This is a genomic window from Planococcus liqunii (genome assembly GCF_030413595.1).
Lineage (GTDB): Bacteria > Bacillota > Bacilli > Bacillales_A > Planococcaceae > Planococcus > Planococcus liqunii.
In genome coordinates, this window is sequence record NZ_CP129238.1 from 1,344,142 (window position 1) to 1,361,295 (window position 17,154).

At 46.5% G+C, this 17,154-nt stretch carries 18 protein-coding genes and 1 other annotated feature; of the genes, 12 read left to right on the forward strand and 6 right to left on the reverse strand.

The window, feature by feature from the left end; translation table 11 throughout:
- Positions 1–12: 12 nt before the first annotated feature.
- Positions 13–414 (forward strand): FtsX-like permease family protein, encoded by a 402-nt coding sequence (locus QWY22_RS06795; RefSeq protein ID WP_300983661.1) that lies wholly within the window; start codon positions 13–15, stop codon positions 412–414.
- Positions 415–717: 303 nt separating this feature from the next.
- Positions 718–1,191 (forward strand): immunoglobulin-like domain-containing protein, encoded by a 474-nt coding sequence (locus QWY22_RS06800; protein ID WP_300983662.1) that lies wholly within the window; start codon positions 718–720, stop codon positions 1,189–1,191.
- 181 nt (positions 1,192–1,372) lie between these two features.
- Here the strand turns inward: QWY22_RS06800 and QWY22_RS06805 are convergent, their stop codons facing one another.
- Positions 1,373–1,738: a hypothetical protein gene (locus QWY22_RS06805; RefSeq protein ID WP_300983663.1), complete on the reverse strand. Its 366-nt coding sequence runs from the start codon at positions 1,736–1,738 to the stop codon at positions 1,373–1,375.
- A complete protein-coding gene (locus QWY22_RS06810; protein ID WP_300983664.1) occupies positions 1,735–1,926 on the reverse strand; it encodes a hypothetical protein in 192 nt (63 codons plus the stop codon). The genes QWY22_RS06805 and QWY22_RS06810 overlap by 4 nt, the downstream gene beginning before the upstream one ends.
- 135 nt (positions 1,927–2,061) lie before the next feature.
- Here QWY22_RS06810 and sdhB point away from each other — a divergent pair, with 135 nt between their 5' ends.
- Genes sdhB through QWY22_RS06825 form a run of 3 tightly spaced genes read left to right on the forward strand, consistent with a single transcriptional unit; the run spans position 2,062 to position 3,487 of the window.
- Positions 2,062–2,832, forward strand: coding sequence for a succinate dehydrogenase iron-sulfur subunit (sdhB, locus tag QWY22_RS06815; RefSeq protein WP_300983665.1), 771 nt, complete (start codon positions 2,062–2,064; stop codon positions 2,830–2,832).
- Between the two features lie 57 nt (positions 2,833–2,889).
- Positions 2,890–3,204, forward strand: coding sequence for a cupin domain-containing protein (locus QWY22_RS06820; RefSeq protein ID WP_300983666.1), 315 nt, complete (start codon positions 2,890–2,892; stop codon positions 3,202–3,204).
- A gap of 49 nt (positions 3,205–3,253) precedes the next feature.
- On the forward strand, positions 3,254–3,487 hold the full coding sequence (locus tag QWY22_RS06825; protein ID WP_300983668.1) for a hexameric tyrosine-coordinated heme protein: 234 nt from the start codon (positions 3,254–3,256) through the stop codon (positions 3,485–3,487).
- A 395-nt stretch (positions 3,488–3,882) separates the two neighbouring features.
- On the opposite strand, the gene mnmM is transcribed toward QWY22_RS06825, so the two are convergent.
- Positions 3,883–4,446 carry a tRNA 5-(aminomethyl)-2-thiouridylate-methyltransferase MnmM gene (gene mnmM, locus QWY22_RS06830; RefSeq protein WP_300983670.1) on the reverse strand — a complete coding sequence of 188 codons (564 nt, stop codon included), beginning with the start codon at positions 4,444–4,446 and terminating at the stop codon, positions 3,883–3,885.
- Positions 4,443–5,396: a tRNA modification radical SAM protein MnmL/YtqA gene (gene mnmL, locus QWY22_RS06835; RefSeq protein WP_300983671.1), complete on the reverse strand. Its 954-nt coding sequence runs from the start codon at positions 5,394–5,396 to the stop codon at positions 4,443–4,445. Before mnmL ends, mnmM begins: the two co-directional genes overlap by 4 nt.
- 158 nt (positions 5,397–5,554) lie before the next feature.
- On the opposite strand from mnmL, the gene QWY22_RS06840 reads away from it, so the two are divergent.
- The 4 genes from QWY22_RS06840 to leuS all read left to right on the forward strand — a co-directional run bounded on the left by QWY22_RS06840 (position 5,555) and on the right by leuS (position 10,991).
- Entirely contained in the window at positions 5,555–6,748 is a 1,194-nt protein-coding gene (locus QWY22_RS06840) for an MDR family MFS transporter (protein WP_300983672.1), read from the forward strand.
- A 175-nt stretch (positions 6,749–6,923) separates the two neighbouring features.
- Entirely contained in the window at positions 6,924–7,616 is a 693-nt protein-coding gene (locus QWY22_RS06845; RefSeq protein ID WP_300983673.1) for a CoA transferase subunit A, read from the forward strand.
- Between the two features lie 17 nt (positions 7,617–7,633).
- Positions 7,634–8,287: a 3-oxoacid CoA-transferase subunit B gene (locus tag QWY22_RS06850; RefSeq protein ID WP_300983674.1), complete on the forward strand. Its 654-nt coding sequence runs from the start codon at positions 7,634–7,636 to the stop codon at positions 8,285–8,287.
- A gap of 45 nt (positions 8,288–8,332) precedes the next feature.
- Positions 8,333–8,538, forward strand: a binding site (T-box leader).
- 41 nt (positions 8,539–8,579) lie between these two features.
- Positions 8,580–10,991 (forward strand): leucine--tRNA ligase, encoded by a 2,412-nt coding sequence (gene leuS / locus QWY22_RS06855; protein WP_300983675.1) that lies wholly within the window; start codon positions 8,580–8,582, stop codon positions 10,989–10,991.
- A 261-nt stretch (positions 10,992–11,252) separates the two neighbouring features.
- Here the strand turns inward: leuS and QWY22_RS06860 are convergent, their stop codons facing one another.
- The gene (locus QWY22_RS06860) at positions 11,253–12,518 is read right to left on the reverse strand and encodes a BaiN/RdsA family NAD(P)/FAD-dependent oxidoreductase (protein ID WP_300983676.1); all 1,266 of its coding nucleotides are present in this window, start codon (positions 12,516–12,518) and stop codon (positions 11,253–11,255) included.
- A 298-nt stretch (positions 12,519–12,816) separates the two neighbouring features.
- Here QWY22_RS06860 and QWY22_RS06865 point away from each other — a divergent pair, with 298 nt between their 5' ends.
- A complete protein-coding gene (locus QWY22_RS06865) occupies positions 12,817–14,424 on the forward strand; it encodes a putative polysaccharide biosynthesis protein (RefSeq protein WP_300983677.1) in 1,608 nt (535 codons plus the stop codon).
- Positions 14,425–14,434: 10 nt separating this feature from the next.
- On the forward strand, positions 14,435–15,148 hold the full coding sequence (locus QWY22_RS06870) for a pseudouridine synthase (RefSeq protein WP_300983678.1): 714 nt from the start codon (positions 14,435–14,437) through the stop codon (positions 15,146–15,148).
- Between the two features lie 85 nt (positions 15,149–15,233).
- Here the strand turns inward: QWY22_RS06870 and QWY22_RS06875 are convergent, their stop codons facing one another.
- The gene (locus tag QWY22_RS06875) at positions 15,234–15,455 is read right to left on the reverse strand and encodes a DeoR family transcriptional regulator (RefSeq protein ID WP_036802205.1); all 222 of its coding nucleotides are present in this window, start codon (positions 15,453–15,455) and stop codon (positions 15,234–15,236) included.
- Positions 15,456–15,754: 299 nt separating this feature from the next.
- Between QWY22_RS06875 and pepV the strand changes: the two genes are divergently transcribed.
- Entirely contained in the window at positions 15,755–17,140 is a 1,386-nt protein-coding gene (pepV, locus tag QWY22_RS06880) for a dipeptidase PepV (protein ID WP_300983679.1), read from the forward strand.
- Positions 17,141–17,154: the final 14 nt, after the last annotated feature.

The following is a 17,154-nucleotide window of genomic DNA, read 5'->3' on the forward strand; positions in this document are numbered from 1 at the left end:
GAAGCTTCAGACATGTTCGTGCAGCGATGGGCCATCTTCATTTTGGTACTGATCATACTGGTTGTTTCCGTCATGGCAGGTGTCTTGAATACCCTTTTGAACAATATACTGGCTAAACGAAAAGAGTTTGCGGTACTCCGGACAATCGGAGTAAGACCAATGGGAATTCTGAAAATTATTGTCACGCAAATCTCTTTCTATCTTTTGATTGGGCTTGTTTTCGGGGCGTTTTGCGGATTGGTGTTCTCTCTTATTGTTTCATTGATTGATTATGGCAGGGTAGCCATCGACTTTCCTTTGATGTGGGGAGTAGCAGCGAGTATGTGGTTTATTAGCTTGTTTATCTTTATACCCGTAGGATGGGTGATGGAGAATAAGAAAATAAGCATGGAAATTCTAAGTGACAATAAGTAAAGAAAACTTCAAATGCCGATAAATTAGTTAACATATGACGGCTTATCAGAAGTCATTTAAATATCAAGGGAGGAAAGATGTGCTGGAATCAGCCTCTTTTCTCTCTTTTTGTCTGTATACGTGTACATTTAGGAACGCTTTAATTAGAGGTCTGCTTCTTAAGGAAAAGATTCCAGTATTAAACCATCACTTCGTAGCGTCTCTGAAAAACTGCGTTTATTAGTCTGTTGGTCAATTAGGATATTGACTTCAATTAAGGTTATTCCATTGATAAAAGTTTATAGTAGGAATAAAGGTGGTCTCATGAAAAAAATAAGCATGTTCCTATTCGTTTTAGTTCTCGCTGCTTGCCATAACGAAGCGTCAGTGACGACTTTGACAGACCCATCGCCCGATCAAGAACTGCATTCCAGTGAAGCGGGATTATCGCTGTCTCTTGCAGAAGATACATATGATAAATCTCCTTCAGTAATCGAAACGACGATAAAAAATGAAAGCCAGCAAAATTACGGATTTGGAGAATATTATCACATTGAAGTGAACAAAAATGGCAAGTGGTATATCGTGACACATTCCGATGCTGTCTTTTTGAAAAATAAACAATTCAACGATTCTGGGCAACTGTTACTAGCGGGGAGTGAAATGCAGCTGACATTTTTCCTTAATCAACTTGGTGTAACACTTGTTCCGGGCGAATATCGTCTCGTAAAGACATTTTTATCACAAAATGAACCTTTCTTTGAAATAGCTGTAGCGTTTCCATTCACACTGGAATGAATAGCTTAAGAGGAATCCGTTGTTACACCAGATGAATAGTGCTCATCAAAAAAAAGCTATTCTTCTCTATCAATTATCATTTAAATAAAAGACGTCTATTCAACAACTTATCACAGGTGATGGATAGACGTCTTGTTATTCGATTAGGAAGAATTATTTATTGAGAGCCATTAGAATTTTCTCAATATAAAAAAGGTCCTACACCTGAGTTTCCGGCTCTTGTAATGTCACGCGGTCTTTTTAACGTTTTTTCGGATTGCCGGTAAAAAGTCGTATCGACTGCTTTTTTCAACCCCCACAGCACCCATAATCCCAAAGCGATCTGCAACGCAACCAGTAAAATATAGAGGGGGTTGGAGAAGCTTTCTTCGCTGGCGAAGAAAAGAAATAACAGAATCAATTGAATGGAAAACGTTTTAACCGCCCGTAAAATTACTGAAAGGAATAGGACCAGTATCCCAATAATGAAAATAAAACTATGTTCCTGTAAAAGTGAGGTAAAAGCAAAATCAACTGACAATGGTGAAGTTACTAGCAGAGCATTCATTTATCCTCATTTCTTTTTTCCGAGGATTTATCCCGCAAGGCAGAAAGTAATTGCGCTTCTTGTTTTTCTTTCAGCTTTAAATGCGCTTCTATATAGCGAGGATTGATCGAACCACTGCCCAATCCTTCATTGATCATCCGGTCTATTGCATTAAATCGATCAAGAACTGTTTGTTTCTGGATTTTCATTATATTCCCTCCTCGATTTGTTGTTCGTTCTTGCTTCCTAGGTCCATTCTAACATAAAAGTCTTAAAATTCTGAAAAATATGATAAAATAAAGCTAAGAGGAAATAATAGGTGTTCAAGAAGGGGCGGATTTATTGTGGGCGAAGCAGCGAAAACGGTCATATTTGAAATTGAACGCAGAAACACTCCCGAGGGAGTGCCGTATTGGGAAAAATTTGAACTGCCGTATCGCATGAATATGAATGTGATTTCTGCTTTGATGGAAATTCGGCGCAATCCAGTCAATATGGAAGGGCAAAAAACCACCCCGGTTGCATGGGACATGAATTGCCTGGAGGAAGTGTGCGGGGCCTGCTCAATGGTCATCAATGGCTACGCCCGTCAATCGTGCACAGCATTAGTAGATCAGCTGGAACAACCCATCCGGCTGCAGCCGATGAAAAAATTTCCCGTTATCCGTGACTTGATTATAGACCTCAGCTCCATGTTTGATACATTGAAAAGGCTAAAAGCATGGATTCCGATTGATGGAACCCATGATCTTGGCGAAGGTCCGCGTATGCCGGAACGCAAACGCCAATGGGCATATGAATTGTCCAAATGTATGACGTGTGGAGTCTGCCTGGAGGCTTGTCCGAACGTCAATGACAAGAGCGATTATATTGGGGCAGCCCCGATTTCACAAGTGCGATTGATGAATGCGCATCCAACCGGCGCCATGAATAAAGATGAACGCTTGAATTTACTGATGGGACCGGGTGGGATCCAAGAATGCGGTATGGCACAAAACTGCGTGGAAGTCTGTCCGAAAGGAATTCCTTTGACCACTTCCATTTCATCCATGAACCGCGACACGACAGTTCAAATGTTCCGTAACTTTTTTGGAAGTGACAACATGGTGGAGTAAGGAAAAGATAGAAGAAGGAAGACAATATAAAAAATGAAGAAGAATGAGGCATAAACCATGACGATAAAAAAACTGCAGGACCTTCAAATCTATGATGATAACAAGATGACAAGTAATATGGTTTTCAATGAAGAAAAAAGTAAAATCATCGCGTTTAATTTTCTTCCCGGACAGGCGATGTCTAAGCATGGGCATGCCCATAAAAATGCTTATGTGTTTGTGATTGAAGGGCAAGGGCAATGCCATCTGGATGACATCGATTACGCTATCGAACCGGGGGATATCATACACTGTGATCCCCACCAAAAAATCAGTGTAGAAAATACAGGAGCTTCAGCGATGACGGTGTATGTCGTGCAGGCAGAAGAATAGACCAGCTGTTTTGTAATAGAAATTTCTACAAATTATAGGAGGAATTCATATGAGTAAAGAATCATGGTTGCCGACATTAAAGACTGATACACCCGAGGAAGGATACGACTTAGCAGTTAAGTTAGCACGTAAAGCTGTAGGGATGACTCAACCAGATGAAAATGTGCGTAAAGAATTGCGTCCAGTATATGCAAATAACGCAGATAGTTTAACTTTTGCTTCTCAAGTCGTGGCTATTAATTTTCAAACAGTAGCTGCAGCTAACAATTACTGGAATGAATAGTAACCATTAAGTAACTCGACAAATAATCAGTCTAAAAGTTAAAGTAGATTAAGCCCACCCCAAAACCTTCGACTAAAATCTAAGGTTTTGGGGATTTTGTTTCTATTATACAAGCTGGAAACGTATCAAATGTATATGCTAACGTAAAAATGAGCCACAACTCAATTGAGACTTGAACTATTTATTCATTATCACTTTTTATAAAATAGTATGTAAGTTGATGGTTTTCCGGAGACTTGTTATGGAGCCGAAGAGTCGAATTTTATGAAAAATTTCTTTTTTTAAATGCCTCACTTTTCAGTTAACATATGAGGGCTTATCGGCAGTTCAATTTGTCTAATAGCTATATAAAATAAGAGGGCAACCGGCGTAAACTTAGCCGGCAGCCCTCTTGCTCATTTCTTCGATTTCTTCTTTTTGATCGCCACCAAAAAAGGAGGCGAGTGGCGCTGGTTGATAAATTCGTACTTCAATACGTCATATGAAACCTGCGGCAGATTTTGGACGAATGCCATGACAGCGTCGCGTTCTTCGCTGCCGCCGTCGTGGCCGCTGTAGATGACAACGAGCAGCAGCCCTTGTTCTTTTAACAGGCTCAAGCATTGCTCCATGGCCGCAAGGGTACTTTGGGCTTTTGTGATGATGTTGTGGTCGCCTTTTGGCAAATAGCCAAGATTGAAGACAGCGGCAGAAATGGGTTCGCTTACGTAGTCGGCGATTTTGGCGTGGCTGTCGTGGACCAGTTCCACATGCGTGAACGCTTCCACGCGTTTTCGGGTTGCGTCAATGGCTTCCTGCTGGATATCAAAAGCAAATACTTTGCCGTTGCCACCCGTAAGACCGGCGAGAAAATGCGTGTCGTGGCCGTTTCCGGCAGTCGCATCAATAACCGTGTCGCCTAGCTGGACCGTTTGTTCCAATAAACTTTTCGTAAAAGGCAATACGCGCTGCAATGTCATACTTCAACACGCCCTTTATGCAATTTGCCTTGCCAGCTGTCCCGTGCTTCCAGTTCGGCATCGATGCCGTTCAGTACGTCCCACTTATTGGCGCTCCACATCGGTCCGATCATCAAATCAATTGGGCCGTCTCCGGTGATGCGCTGGACGACCATCTCTGGCGGCAGGACTTCCAGCTGATCCGCAACAAGCTGGATGTATTCCTGCTTGTCCAGAAATTCAACCATCCCTTTTTCGTATTGCTTCACCATCGGTGTGCCCTTCAGCAAATGAAGCAAATGAATCTTGATGCCTTGGACATCCAGTTTTGCAACTTCGCGCGCCGTTTCCATCATCATGCCGCGGTCTTCAAGCGGCAAGCCGTTGATGATGTGCGTGCAGACCCGGATGCCGTGTTTGCGGAGTTTCGCCACTCCTTCGACGTAAGCCTCATAGTCGTGGGCCCGGTTGACGAGCAGCGCAGTCCGTTCATGGACGGTCTGCAAGCCCAGCTCGACCCATAAGTACGTGCGTTCATTCAATTCCGCCAGGTATTCGACGACATCATCCGGCAGGCAGTCGGGGCGCGTCGCAATGCTTAAGCCGACGACGTTTTCCTGTCGCAATGCGGCTTCGAACTTTTCTTTAATGACCGGAAGGGGTGCGTGGGTATTCGTGTACGCCTGGAAATACGCCATGTATTTGCCGTCTTTCCACTTGCGGTGCATTTTCGTTCTGATTTTATCAAACTGGACAGCGACCGGATCGACCCGGTCGCCGGCAAAATCGCCGGATCCCGCTACACTGCAGAATGTGCAGCCGCCATGGGCAACGGTGCCGTCGCGGTTTGGACAGTCAAAGCCGGCATCAAGTGCGATTTTCATGATTTTCATGCCGAATTCGTCGCGCAAATGGCGGTTCCATGTATGGTAGCGTTTGCCGTCAGATGGAAAAGGCAAAGTAGAATTCATCTTAAAACAACTCCTCTGAAAAGTATTGTATCACGGGCGGAAAAGGAGCTACAACGCCTGAAAAATCTGATTTTACGGGACTCGAAATATTTCTCTTGTAGGAACGCATCAAAAAGAATACAATGACTTTTGGAATTGGAAGATGAGGAGAGATTAGAATGCCAAAACGCGTCTGGCTTTTGATTATCGGAATGCTCGTCAACGTGACGGGGAATTCGTTTTTGTGGCCTTTGACTACTATATATATGCACGACCATTTAGGAAAATCGTTGTCGCTTGCCGGGCTCGTATTAATGGCTAACGCAGGAGCAGCAGTGATCGGGAATTTGCTGGGCGGCGCGCTTTTTGACCGGTTCGGCGGCTATAAATCGATACTCGGCGGAATCATTGTCACCACGGTGGCTTTAGCCGCTTTGACTTTATGGCATGAGTTTTTGCCGTTTGTCATTTTTTACACCACTATAGGCTTTAGCAGCGGAATTGTGTTCCCGAGTATGTACGCGATGGTCGGCACCGTTTGGCCAGAAAGCGGGCGCAAAGCTTTCAACGCCATTTACTTGGCACAGAACGTGGGCGTAGCCATCGGGCCAGCAATGGCCGGAATACTCGCAGCTTATCGCTTTGACTATATATTTGCAGCAAATTTAGGAATGTACGTCCTGTTTTTCTTGATCGCCTTGTTCGGTTTCAAGTCGATGTCGATATCTCCAGTGTCGCATACGTCGGTGTTCAATGAAGGAAAGCGAATCCGCAAAAAAGCGCCGTTCAATGCGCTGATGATCGTTTCTGCCGGCTATCTGTTATGCTGGATCGGCTATGTGCAATGGCAATCCACAATTTCTACTTACACGCAGGAAATCGGCATTACGTTGACGCAGTATAGCCTGCTTTGGTCATTGAATGGCTTTTTGATTGTGGCGGGGCAGCCGTTCATCCGGCCGATCATGAAACGAATCGAAGACAATATCAAAAGCCAGCTCGTCATCGGCATGGGCATTATGATTGTTTCTTATGTGATTGTGGCATTTGCCCAGGATTTCCCGATGTTTGTCGCAGCCATGGTCGTGTTGACCATCGGGGAAATGTTCGTCTGGCCAGCGGTTCCGGCATTAGCGGATCAACTGGCGCCAAAAGGCCGCGAAGGCTTTTACCAGGGAATCGTCAACAGCGTCGCAACTGGCGGGCGTATGGTCGGGCCGCTTCTTGGCGGTGTAATGGTCGATGTGTACGGCATGCCGGCGTTGTTCATCTTGGTGACGGTGCTGATCGCTATCGCAATTGTCACCGCATTATTATACGATCGTCCGCTTAAGGCAGAAAAAGCGGCAGAGCTGCAGGAGACCTATAATTGATTGAACAAAAGAGGCTATCCAGTATACTAAATGCTCGCCGCAAAGGAGTTGTCCCAAATGACATTGGGGCAACTCCTTTCTTCATGTTGCGTTTTAAATGAGAGTTTGTTTAAATTAGAAGAGAAAGCGCTTTATTTAAATAATATTCTGTAAAGTCGAATGGAGGCCACTTTTAATGAAACCGATTTATGGTTCTGCTCAAGAAGCAGTTGAACAAATACAGGACGGCGCCACAATTATGGTAGGCGGCTTTGGTTTGGTAGGAATTCCGGAGCAATTGATCCTGGCGCTTGTGGACAAAGGGGTAACGGATCTGACCGTTATTTCCAATAACTGCGGCGTGGACGAATGGGGTCTTGGCTTATTGCTGAAAAACAAACAGATCAAAAAGATGATCGGTTCTTATGTGGGCGAAAACAAAGAATTCGAACGCCAGGTGCTGTCCGGTGAAATCGAAGTGGAATTGACGCCGCAAGGGACATTGGCTGAAAAAATGCGGGCAGGCGGAGCCGGCATTCCGGCATTCTTCACTCCGGCGGGCGTTGGCACAACGGTTGCGGAAGGAAAAGAAATCCGTAAATTTGACGACAAAGACTACGTATTGGAACATGCTTTGAAGGCGGATTTCGCTTTAGTGCGTGCAGCCAAAGCTGATAAAATGGGCAATCTGGTCTACAACAAAACAGCGCAAAACTTCAATCCGTTGGCAGCAGCGGCTGGTAAAGTCACGATTGCCGAAGTTGAGGAAATCGTGGAAATCGGCGACATCGACCCGAACCACGTCCAGACGCCAAGCATCTACGTGCAAGGCTTGCTTCAAGCCAAACAGGAAAAACGAATTGAACGCTTAACTACTCGATCGGTATAAGAAAGGACGGGAATTCTGTGGACAAGAACTTAGTGAGAGAACGAATTGCCAGACGCGCCGAAAAAGAAATCAAAGACGGCGATTACGTGAACCTGGGCATCGGCATGCCGACGCTTGTAGCAAACTTCATATCTGACAACAAAAGCGTCGTGCTGCAATCTGAAAACGGCTTGCTCGGCATCGGGCCTTATCCGGCGGAAGACGAAGTGGATCCGGATTTGATCAATGCAGGCAAAGAAACGGTCACAACAATTCCGGGTTCCGCTTTCTTTACAAGTGCTGAATCGTTCGCCATGATCCGCGGCGGCCATATTGATGTTGCCATCCTTGGCGGCATGGAAGTGGCGGAAAACGGGGATTTGGCAAACTGGATGATTCCCGGAAAAATGATCAAAGGCATGGGCGGCGCGATGGATTTGGTACACGGTGCCAAAAAAGTCATCGTCATCATGGACCACGTGTCAAAAGACGGTTCGCCGAAAATCAAAAAGCAATGCGATCTTCCTTTAACAGGCAAAGGCGTTGTCAATAAAATCATCACGGAACGTGCCGTCATCGAAGTGACGGAAAACGGGCTTGTGTTGACTGAAGTATTTGAAGGCTTCACGGTGCAAGACATCATCGATTCAACGGATGCGCACTTGAATACAGAAAACGTGAAAGTGTCATAATGTATTGCCAAAGGCTGGCGGCTCCGATAGAATAGGGAGTAATAGTAAGTGGCTGTGAAGAGGAGCAGTAGATTGTGTCTATTCTTGAAGAGAGCCGGCGGGTGGTGCAAGCCGGTGGATAGAGCAGTTGAACTCGCCTTGGAGTCCGTGTATGTGAATGGAGTAATATACACCGTTTTCCGCGTTAAGGAATCAAGTTGAGCGGCTGGCCGCTAATTTGGGTGGTACCGCGGGAAGCTCCCGTCCCTTATTTATGAGGGACGGGAGCTTTTATTTTTGAGGAGGAACAGAGATGACATTCAAGCACAAGACAGTTGAAAAGAAATGGCAAAAATACTGGGATCAAAACAAAACCTTCAAGTTGGAAACGGATTTTTCCAAGCCGAAGTTTTATGCGCTGGATATGTTCCCATACCCATCAGGCGCCGGCCTTCACGTCGGGCATCCAGAAGGGTACACAGCAACCGACATTTTGAGCCGCATGAAACGCATGCAGGGCTATAACGTTCTCCATCCGATGGGCTGGGACGCTTTCGGCCTTCCGGCAGAGCAATATGCGCTTGATACCGGAAACGACCCGGCGGAATTCACTGCCAAAAACATCGCAACGTTTAAACGCCAAATCCAGGAACTTGGATTTTCCTATGACTGGGATCGTGAAGTAAATACAACGGACCCGAAATACTACAAATGGACCCAGTGGATTTTCATCCAGCTTTACAACAAAGGTTTGGCCTATGTTGACGAAGTGGCGGTCAACTGGTGCCCGGCACTTGGCACCGTACTAGCCAATGAAGAAGTGGTCGACGGCGTTTCAGAGCGCGGGGGCCATCCGGTTGAACGCCGCCCAATGCGCCAATGGGTGCTTCGCATTACAGAATACGCAGACCGTTTGCTGGAAGATTTGGATGAATTGGACTGGCCGGAAAGCTTGAAAGACATGCAGCGCAACTGGATCGGCAAATCCGAAGGGGCAGAACTGGAATTCCAAGTGGACGGCAATGGCCATTCATTCCGTGCTTTCACGACCCGCCCGGATACGATTTTCGGTGCAACTTATGCAGTTTTGGCACCGGAGCACAAATTGGTTGCAGACATTACAACGGAAGACCAAAAAGCGGCAGTTGAAAAGTACATCGACGACGTGAAAACGAAAAGTGATTTGGAACGCACCGATTTGGCAAAAGAAAAATCTGGCGTGTTCACCGGCGCTTATGCAATCAACCCGGTAAGCGGCGAGAAAATGCCGATCTGGATAGCGGATTACGTGTTGGCGACATACGGCACAGGTGCCATCATGGCAGTTCCGGCGCATGACGAGCGCGACTATGAATTCGCGAAGCAATTCGATTTGCCGATTGTGGAAGTGGTTTCTGGAGGAGATATTTCAACGGAAGCTTATGCAGGCGACGGCGAATTGATCAACTCTGACTTCTTGAATGGTCTGAACAAAAAAGAAGCAATTGCACGGGCAATTTCGTGGCTTGAAGAGCACGGCGTCGGCGAAAAGAAAATCACGTACCGCTTGCGTGACTGGCTGTTCAGCCGCCAGCGCTACTGGGGCGAACCGATTCCGATCATCCACTGGGAAGACGGCACAATGACGCCGGTCGACGAAAAAGATCTTCCGTTGATGCTGCCGGTTACAACGGATATCAAGCCAAGCGGAACGGGTGAATCGCCGCTTGCCAATATCACCGAATGGGTTAATGTGGTCCATCCGGAAACAGGCATGAAAGGCCGCCGCGAAACGAACACAATGCCTCAATGGGCAGGCAGTTGCTGGTATTATTTACGCTACATCGATCCAAACAACGAAGAAGCATTGGCGGATCCGGAATTGTTGAAACACTGGCTTCCAGTTGACGTATACATCGGCGGAGCAGAACATGCGGTACTTCATCTATTGTATGCACGCTTCTGGCATAAAGTGCTTTACGACATCGGTGTGGTTTCCACAAAAGAGCCATTCCAGAAATTATTCAACCAAGGCATGATCCTGGGTGAAGGCAACGAGAAAATGTCGAAATCCAAAGGTAATGTGGTCAACCCCGACCAGATCATCGAAAGCCACGGAGCCGATACGCTTCGTCTGTACGAAATGTTCATGGGGCCGCTTGAAGCGTCCATCGCCTGGTCGACAAACGGCCTTGACGGTGCCCGCCGCTTCCTGGACCGGGTATGGCGCCTGTTGGTGGAAGAAGAGCAGTTGAGCAGCAAAGTCGTTGACGCCAATGACGGCAAACTGGAAAAAGTCTATCACCAGACCGTCAAGAAAGTGACAGAGGACTTCGAAGGGCTGCGCTTCAATACAGCTATTTCGCAGATGATGGTCTTCATCAACGAAGGCTATAAAGCAGATGCCATTCCGAAAGAATACGTGGAAGGCTTTGTGAAACTTTTGTCTCCAATTGCGCCTCACGTAGCAGAAGAACTATGGGAGAAACTGGGCCATACAGAATCGATCACCTATGCGGCATGGCCGGAATTCGATGAGTCGAAAATGGTAGACGACGAAATCGAAGTGGTCGTCCAAGTGAACGGCAAAGTCAGAACAAAACTGGTTATTGCCAAAGATTCTACGAAAGAACAACTGGAAGCTGCAGCACTTGCTGATGAGCACATTGTGAAAGCGGCTGAAGGCAAACAAGTCCGTAAAGTCATCGCAATTCCAGGGAAATTGGTCAACGTAGTGATCGCTTGATCAATTTAAAGCCTGTCCGGTGGAGCTAATGCTCACGCCGGACAGGCTTTTTTTGTTTGATGCAAGTAAAAATGGAGTTGGTGCAAGCATGGAGTGAAATGCCGCAAGTAAAGGAGCTTTTGTGGCAAGTAAAAACAGAATGCTGCAAGTGAAAGGAATATTTGAGTAGCACCTTCGATAAAATCCACAAGCCTGCATCCTTCATCAAATATTCTCGTCCTATTAAAAAACGCCCGCTAAAAGCGGACGCTGTCATACCTATTAAACTTCTCGTGCAAAAGCTGCGGCGCTTTGTCCAGCGACATTGCCCGTAACCAAAGCAGATGTGATATTGTAGCCGCCGGTATACCCGTGGATATCCAAAATTTCTCCGCAGAAGTAGAGGCCGGGCTTTTTGCGGGAAGCCATCGTTTTCGGTTCGATTTCTTTGATCGAGACGCCGCCGCCTGTGACAAACGCTTTTTCAATCGGCTGGGTACCGGTCACGAGCATCGAGAAAGCCGTCAGTTGCTGAGCGAGAAGACGTACTTTGTCGCTTGCCAGTTCTGCACCGATTGACTGCGGATCGATTCCGGAGCGTTCCATCAAAAACAGCAGCCAGCGTTCCTGGGTGATGCTTTTCCAGACGTTTTTCACCGCTTTTTTCGGCTCGTCTTTCATCATTTTATGGAGCAGCTGGAACGCCGATTCGGCATTTTCTTCCGGCAGTGTATTGATGCGCATTTCCACCGGCTGCTGGCCGTTTTTCTTCATTTCTTTGACGACGTACTGGCTGCAGCGCAGAATCGCCGGGCCGCTGAGGCCAAAGTGGGTGAACAGCATATCCATCTGGTGAGTAACGAGTACTTTGCCTTTTTTATTCAGCACGGATACTGCGGCATCGCGAAGCGCTAAGCCCTGGAGTTCCCGGCCGACGATGAACGGCTCTTTTGACAGGAGCGGAACTTCCGTCGGATACAAATCCGTTACCGTATGGCCCGCTTTTTCTGCCCACGGGTAGCCGTCTCCGGTTGACCCGGTCTGAGGCACCGCTTTTCCGCCGACTGCGACGACAACCGCCCGTGCCGTAAATTCCTCGCCGGAATGAAGGCGCACACCTGTCACTTTGTCATCGGTCATCAGCAGTTTTTTGACCGGTGAATCAAGCATCACTTTGACGTTCAGCCGGTCCATTTCCCGGAACATGGCATCTGCTACGTCCTGGGCCCGGTTCGAAACAGGGAACATGCGGCCGTGGTCTTCTTCTTTTAAAGCGACGCCAAGGCCTTCAAAGAAGGCGATGATATCTTCATTATTAAAGACGGAAAACGGGCTGTATAAAAAACGTCCATTTCCCGGAATGTGTTTCACAATTTCTTCAAGTGGCAGCCGGTTGGTTACGTTGCAGCGTCCGCCGCCCGAAATCACCAGTTTTTTGCCCAGCTTTTTGCCTTTTTCAATCAACAGCACTTTTTGGCCATTTGAAGCCGCGGCGATGGAGGCCATCAATCCGGAAGGGCCGCCGCCGATAATAATTACATCATACATAAAATAAGAACTCGCTTTCGTTTTTATTAGTGTCCAGACTCCAGCGCCTAGCTCCTCGGCCATAAGCCAGCCCAGTGTCTAGTCTCCAACGCCTAGCTCTTCAGGACATAAGAAAGCCCAGCTAGGTGGCAGAGACCGCCACTTCGCTGTTCTGTCTTATAACTGCCGGAGCTGAATAGGCGTTTCCGCTTTTCTCAAGTATACACCATGGAAGAAAACTCGTTGAGTAATTTCTTTTATAGGTGTAAACTATCGTGTAGATTGTTTTTTTTATTAGAAAAATGTCAGGAAGTGTAAAATGTCAACGTTAATAAAAGGAACCGCCATTTTAACCATGGGTTTGTTCTTATCTAAAATCCTTGGGGTCATTTATGTCATTCCGTTTTACGATATGGTTGGGAAAGAGAATATCGGCCTTTACCAGTATGCGTACATACCTTATAACTTAATGCTGTCGCTGGCAATATCAGGTGCGCCGATTGCGTTCTCGAAATTTGTCGCAAAATACAATTCGCTCGGTGATTACGAAACCGGCAGAAAATTATTGAAGTCCGGCCTGACGACTATGATGGTCACGGGCTTTGTCGCGTTTTTGTTTCTTTATTTCTTCGCAGGTCCGCTTGCGGAACTGACAATTGATGAAAAAGACAAAGTCAATTCGGTCCAAGACGTAAAAGAAGTGATTCAATGGGTAAGTTTTGCCTTGATCGTTGTGCCATTCATGAGTTTGTTCCGCGGATTCTTCCAAGGCTATAACTTCATGATGCCGACGGCCGTTTCGCAATTGATTGAACAGATTGTCCGCATCGTGTTCCTGCTTGGCGGAGCTTACTTGGTTCTGAATGTCTTTAACGGAACTCCGGAAACCGCCGTGCAGATTGCCGTGCTTTCTGCATTTGTCGGGGCGCTTGGCGGCGTCCTTGTCCTGTTCTATTATTGGAGAAAGAAAAAGCCGGAGTACAACGAACTTCGCGCCAAGTCGGTTGAGTCATATGATGTCCGGCTGCGCGATATGTACAAAGAAATTGCCATTTACGCATTGCCGGTCGTGTTTCTTGGCATTGCCAATCCGTTGTTCCAGTTTATTGATATGCTGACATTCAACAATGCGATGAGCACAACGGAAAATGCAGCCAATTCAAGCATTTACTTAGGGATTTTAAACTTGACCGCCCATAAACTGGTGATGATTCCGGTAATGCTTGCTACCGGGTTCTCAATGGCGCTTATTCCGCTAATCACCAAATACTTTACGAATAATCAATTCAAGTCTGTAAACCGCACGTTGGATCAGACTTTCCAAATTCTTTTATTCTTGACCTTGCCGGCCGTAGTCGGCATGACGATGCTATCGGATGAGCTGTACCATGTGTTTTATGAAATCAGTGAACCAGGCTCGGAAATTCTGGCGCATTACTTGCCGGTCGCCATCCTGTTTGCCATGTTCCCGGTGACGGCTTCGATTTTGCAGGGGATCAATCAGCAAAAATGGATCATTTTGAACTTGTCCATCGGCCTTTTGCTGAAGTTTGCATTGAACATTCCGCTGATTCGCATGTTTGAAACAGACGGCGCCATTGCTGCGACCATTATCGGCTATGTTGTCGCTATCGTCATGAACTTGGCAGTTATCTTCAAAACGATGAATTACCGTTCGAATATGGTGCTGCGCCGCATCCTGTTGATAGTCATTTTGAATGCCATTATGGCTGGAGCTGTTTTTGCTTCACTCGCCGGTCTGGACCTGTTCCTCGGAATGGATTCTAAATTCCATTCACTGGCACGGATTCTTATTGTCGGCGGAATCGGCGGAGCGGTTTATGGATACCTTAGCTTGAAAACCGGTATCGCGCAAAAGCTTCTAGGCGAACGTCTGACAAAATATACACGTAAATTCGGTTTTTAGGAGGAGCACAATGCGCATAGATAAATTTTTATCGAATATGGGCTACGGTTCCCGGAAAGAAGTGAAAGTCCTGCTGAAGTCAAAAGCGGTGGAAGTGAACGGCAAAGCCGTCCGCGATCCGAAAGTCCATGTGGATGAAGCAGCGGATGTGGTGACAGTAGGCGGCGAAAAAGTCGAATACACCGAATTTATTTACCTGTTGATGAATAAGCCCCAAGGTGTGATTTCAGCAACAGAAGATAAATATGACCAGACCGTCATCGACTTGCTGGGGGAAGCGGAACAGAACTTTGAACCGTTTCCTGTCGGCCGTTTAGATAAAGACACAGAGGGGTTTCTGCTGATCACGAACGACGGCAAATTGGCGCATGAGTTATTGTCGCCGAAAAAGCATGTCGACAAGAAGTATTTCGCCTTGATTGATGGCGTTGTGACTGAAGAAGACGGAGACGCCTTCAGACGGGGCGTCATGCTTGATGACGGCTATGTGACAAAACCGGCTTTTCTGGAGATTTTGAAAAGCGGGAAACAATCGGAAATCCAATTGACGATTACGGAAGGCAAGTTCCACCAAGTGAAGCGGATGTTTCAAAGCGTCGGGAAAGAAGTGACTTATTTGAAGCGCCTGTCGATGGGGCCGCTGGAACTGGATCCAAACTTGCAGCTCGGGGAATACCGCCATTTGGCGGAAGAAGAACTAGATGCCTTAAAACAAAGAAAATGACCGCAGACATTGCGGTCATTTTCTTTGTGCTGGGAAGAATTTAAGCTTGCGCTTTTCTTGGGATGTCCAGACTCCTGCGTTTTTCTCAGGAGGTCATTTTGACTTTCTTGTGCGTCGTTGTCCATTTGCCGCGAGTTGGACTTTCTACCAAATCGTTAAAGGCTAACACATTCAAATCTCTTTGAATGGTGCGAGGAGTGATGCCGAATTCATCGACAAGATCTTGCGTAGTTACAGTCCCGTTATCACGGATGTACTTATACATATCTTTAATACGAATTAGCATGCGATCAGTTGTTGGTTTCAAGTAAGAACCACTCCTTCATCTTTTTTCCTGTAGGCAAAGACTAGCGGACGAATGGCTGAGTTATACTCAGCAGGTTTGAAATAAATGCCAAAGACATCCCCTTTTTTTATAAAAATCTGTCAGTCGGTATTATCTGACAATTTGATTATAGCGAAAAAGTATTCGAATATCTACAAATAACGTCTATTTCACATAAACTTAACATTCCTAAACACAGGATTATTTTCGTAATTTTTAGGTTGGTTCTTTAAATTTTTCTCAAAAGGTGTACAATAGCGTTAATAAAAGGGGAGTGGAAAATGGACTGGCAAACAGAAGCAGAAAAAAGAAGAGACCAAATCATTGAGGAATTGCAAAGCTTAATCGCAATTCCGAGCGTGTTGAGTGAAGACACAACATCCGAGGCCCCTTTTGGAACCGAAGTGAAACGTGCATTAGAGTGGTTTATGGATAAAGGTGAAGAGCGCGGCTACCGCGTGAAAAACGTAGCTAATGTAGCAGCCCATCTTGAAATTGGAGAAGGGGAAGAACTGCTGGGCATTCTGGGGCATGTGGACGTAGTGCCTGCTGGAGCCGGATGGACGAAAGAGCCGTTTGGCGGTGAAGTGGAAGGCGGCAAATTATATGGACGCGGATCCATTGATGACAAAGGCCCGACCATTGCCGCTTGGACTGCACTGAATATGGTGAAAGAAGCAGGTTTTGAGTTTGATAAACGGATTCGCCTCATCATCGGAACCGATGAAGAAAGCGGGTTCCGCTGTGTCGACCGATATTTTGAAACCGAAGAAATGCCAACAATCGCTTTTGCGCCGGATGCCGATTTCCCGATCATTAATGCTGAAAAAGGCATTGCGTCTCTTGCATTCTCCAAAAAGGAATGGAATCAACCGGACGCATTGCAGTCATTCGAGTCTGGGAATCGGACCAATATGGTGCCGGATTTGGCAGAAGCAATCGTGGATGGAAGTTTAGCGGATTGGCAGGCGCAGTTTGATGAATTCTGCAGCAAACACAAAGTAGCAGCCACATACGAACAAGTGAATGAAGGCGTCAAATTGGCCATACACGGAAAATCGGCGCATGCCATGGAACCGGATGAAGGTGTTAATGCCGGTATTTTGCTGGCCGTCTTTTTAAAGGAACAGTTGGCTGGAGATGGCAAAGAATTTACGGCGTTTGTTGCAGATAATTTCTATAATGATTCGCGCGGCCGTCGGTTCGGCTTGGATTACACCGATGACATTTCCGGTGATACCACATTCAACGCCGGCATTCTGAAGTTTGAACAGGGCAAATTGGCGACAGTTGAAGTCAGCATGAGGTATTCAATCAGTTATCCATTCGAAGAAAAAATGGCAGATGCGAAAACGGACGCTTTTTCAATGGAAATTCGCTCCAATTCGACTCCTCATTGGGTGGATGAAAACGATCCATTCATCCGAACGCTTCAAAAAGCTTACGAAAAGCAAACAGGCAATCCCGCGGATCTTCTATCCATCGGCGGCGGAACCTATGCGCGCGTGCTGCAAAAAGGTGTGGCATTTGGCATGTTGTTCCCAGGCGAAAAGGATGTCGCCCACCAAGCGGATGAATTTGTCGATATCGACAATTTAATAAAAGCGACAGCGATTTACGCTGAAGCCATTTACCAATTAGCATGCAAGAAAAGCGGAGACGCTTGATTTCCGCAGTGGGC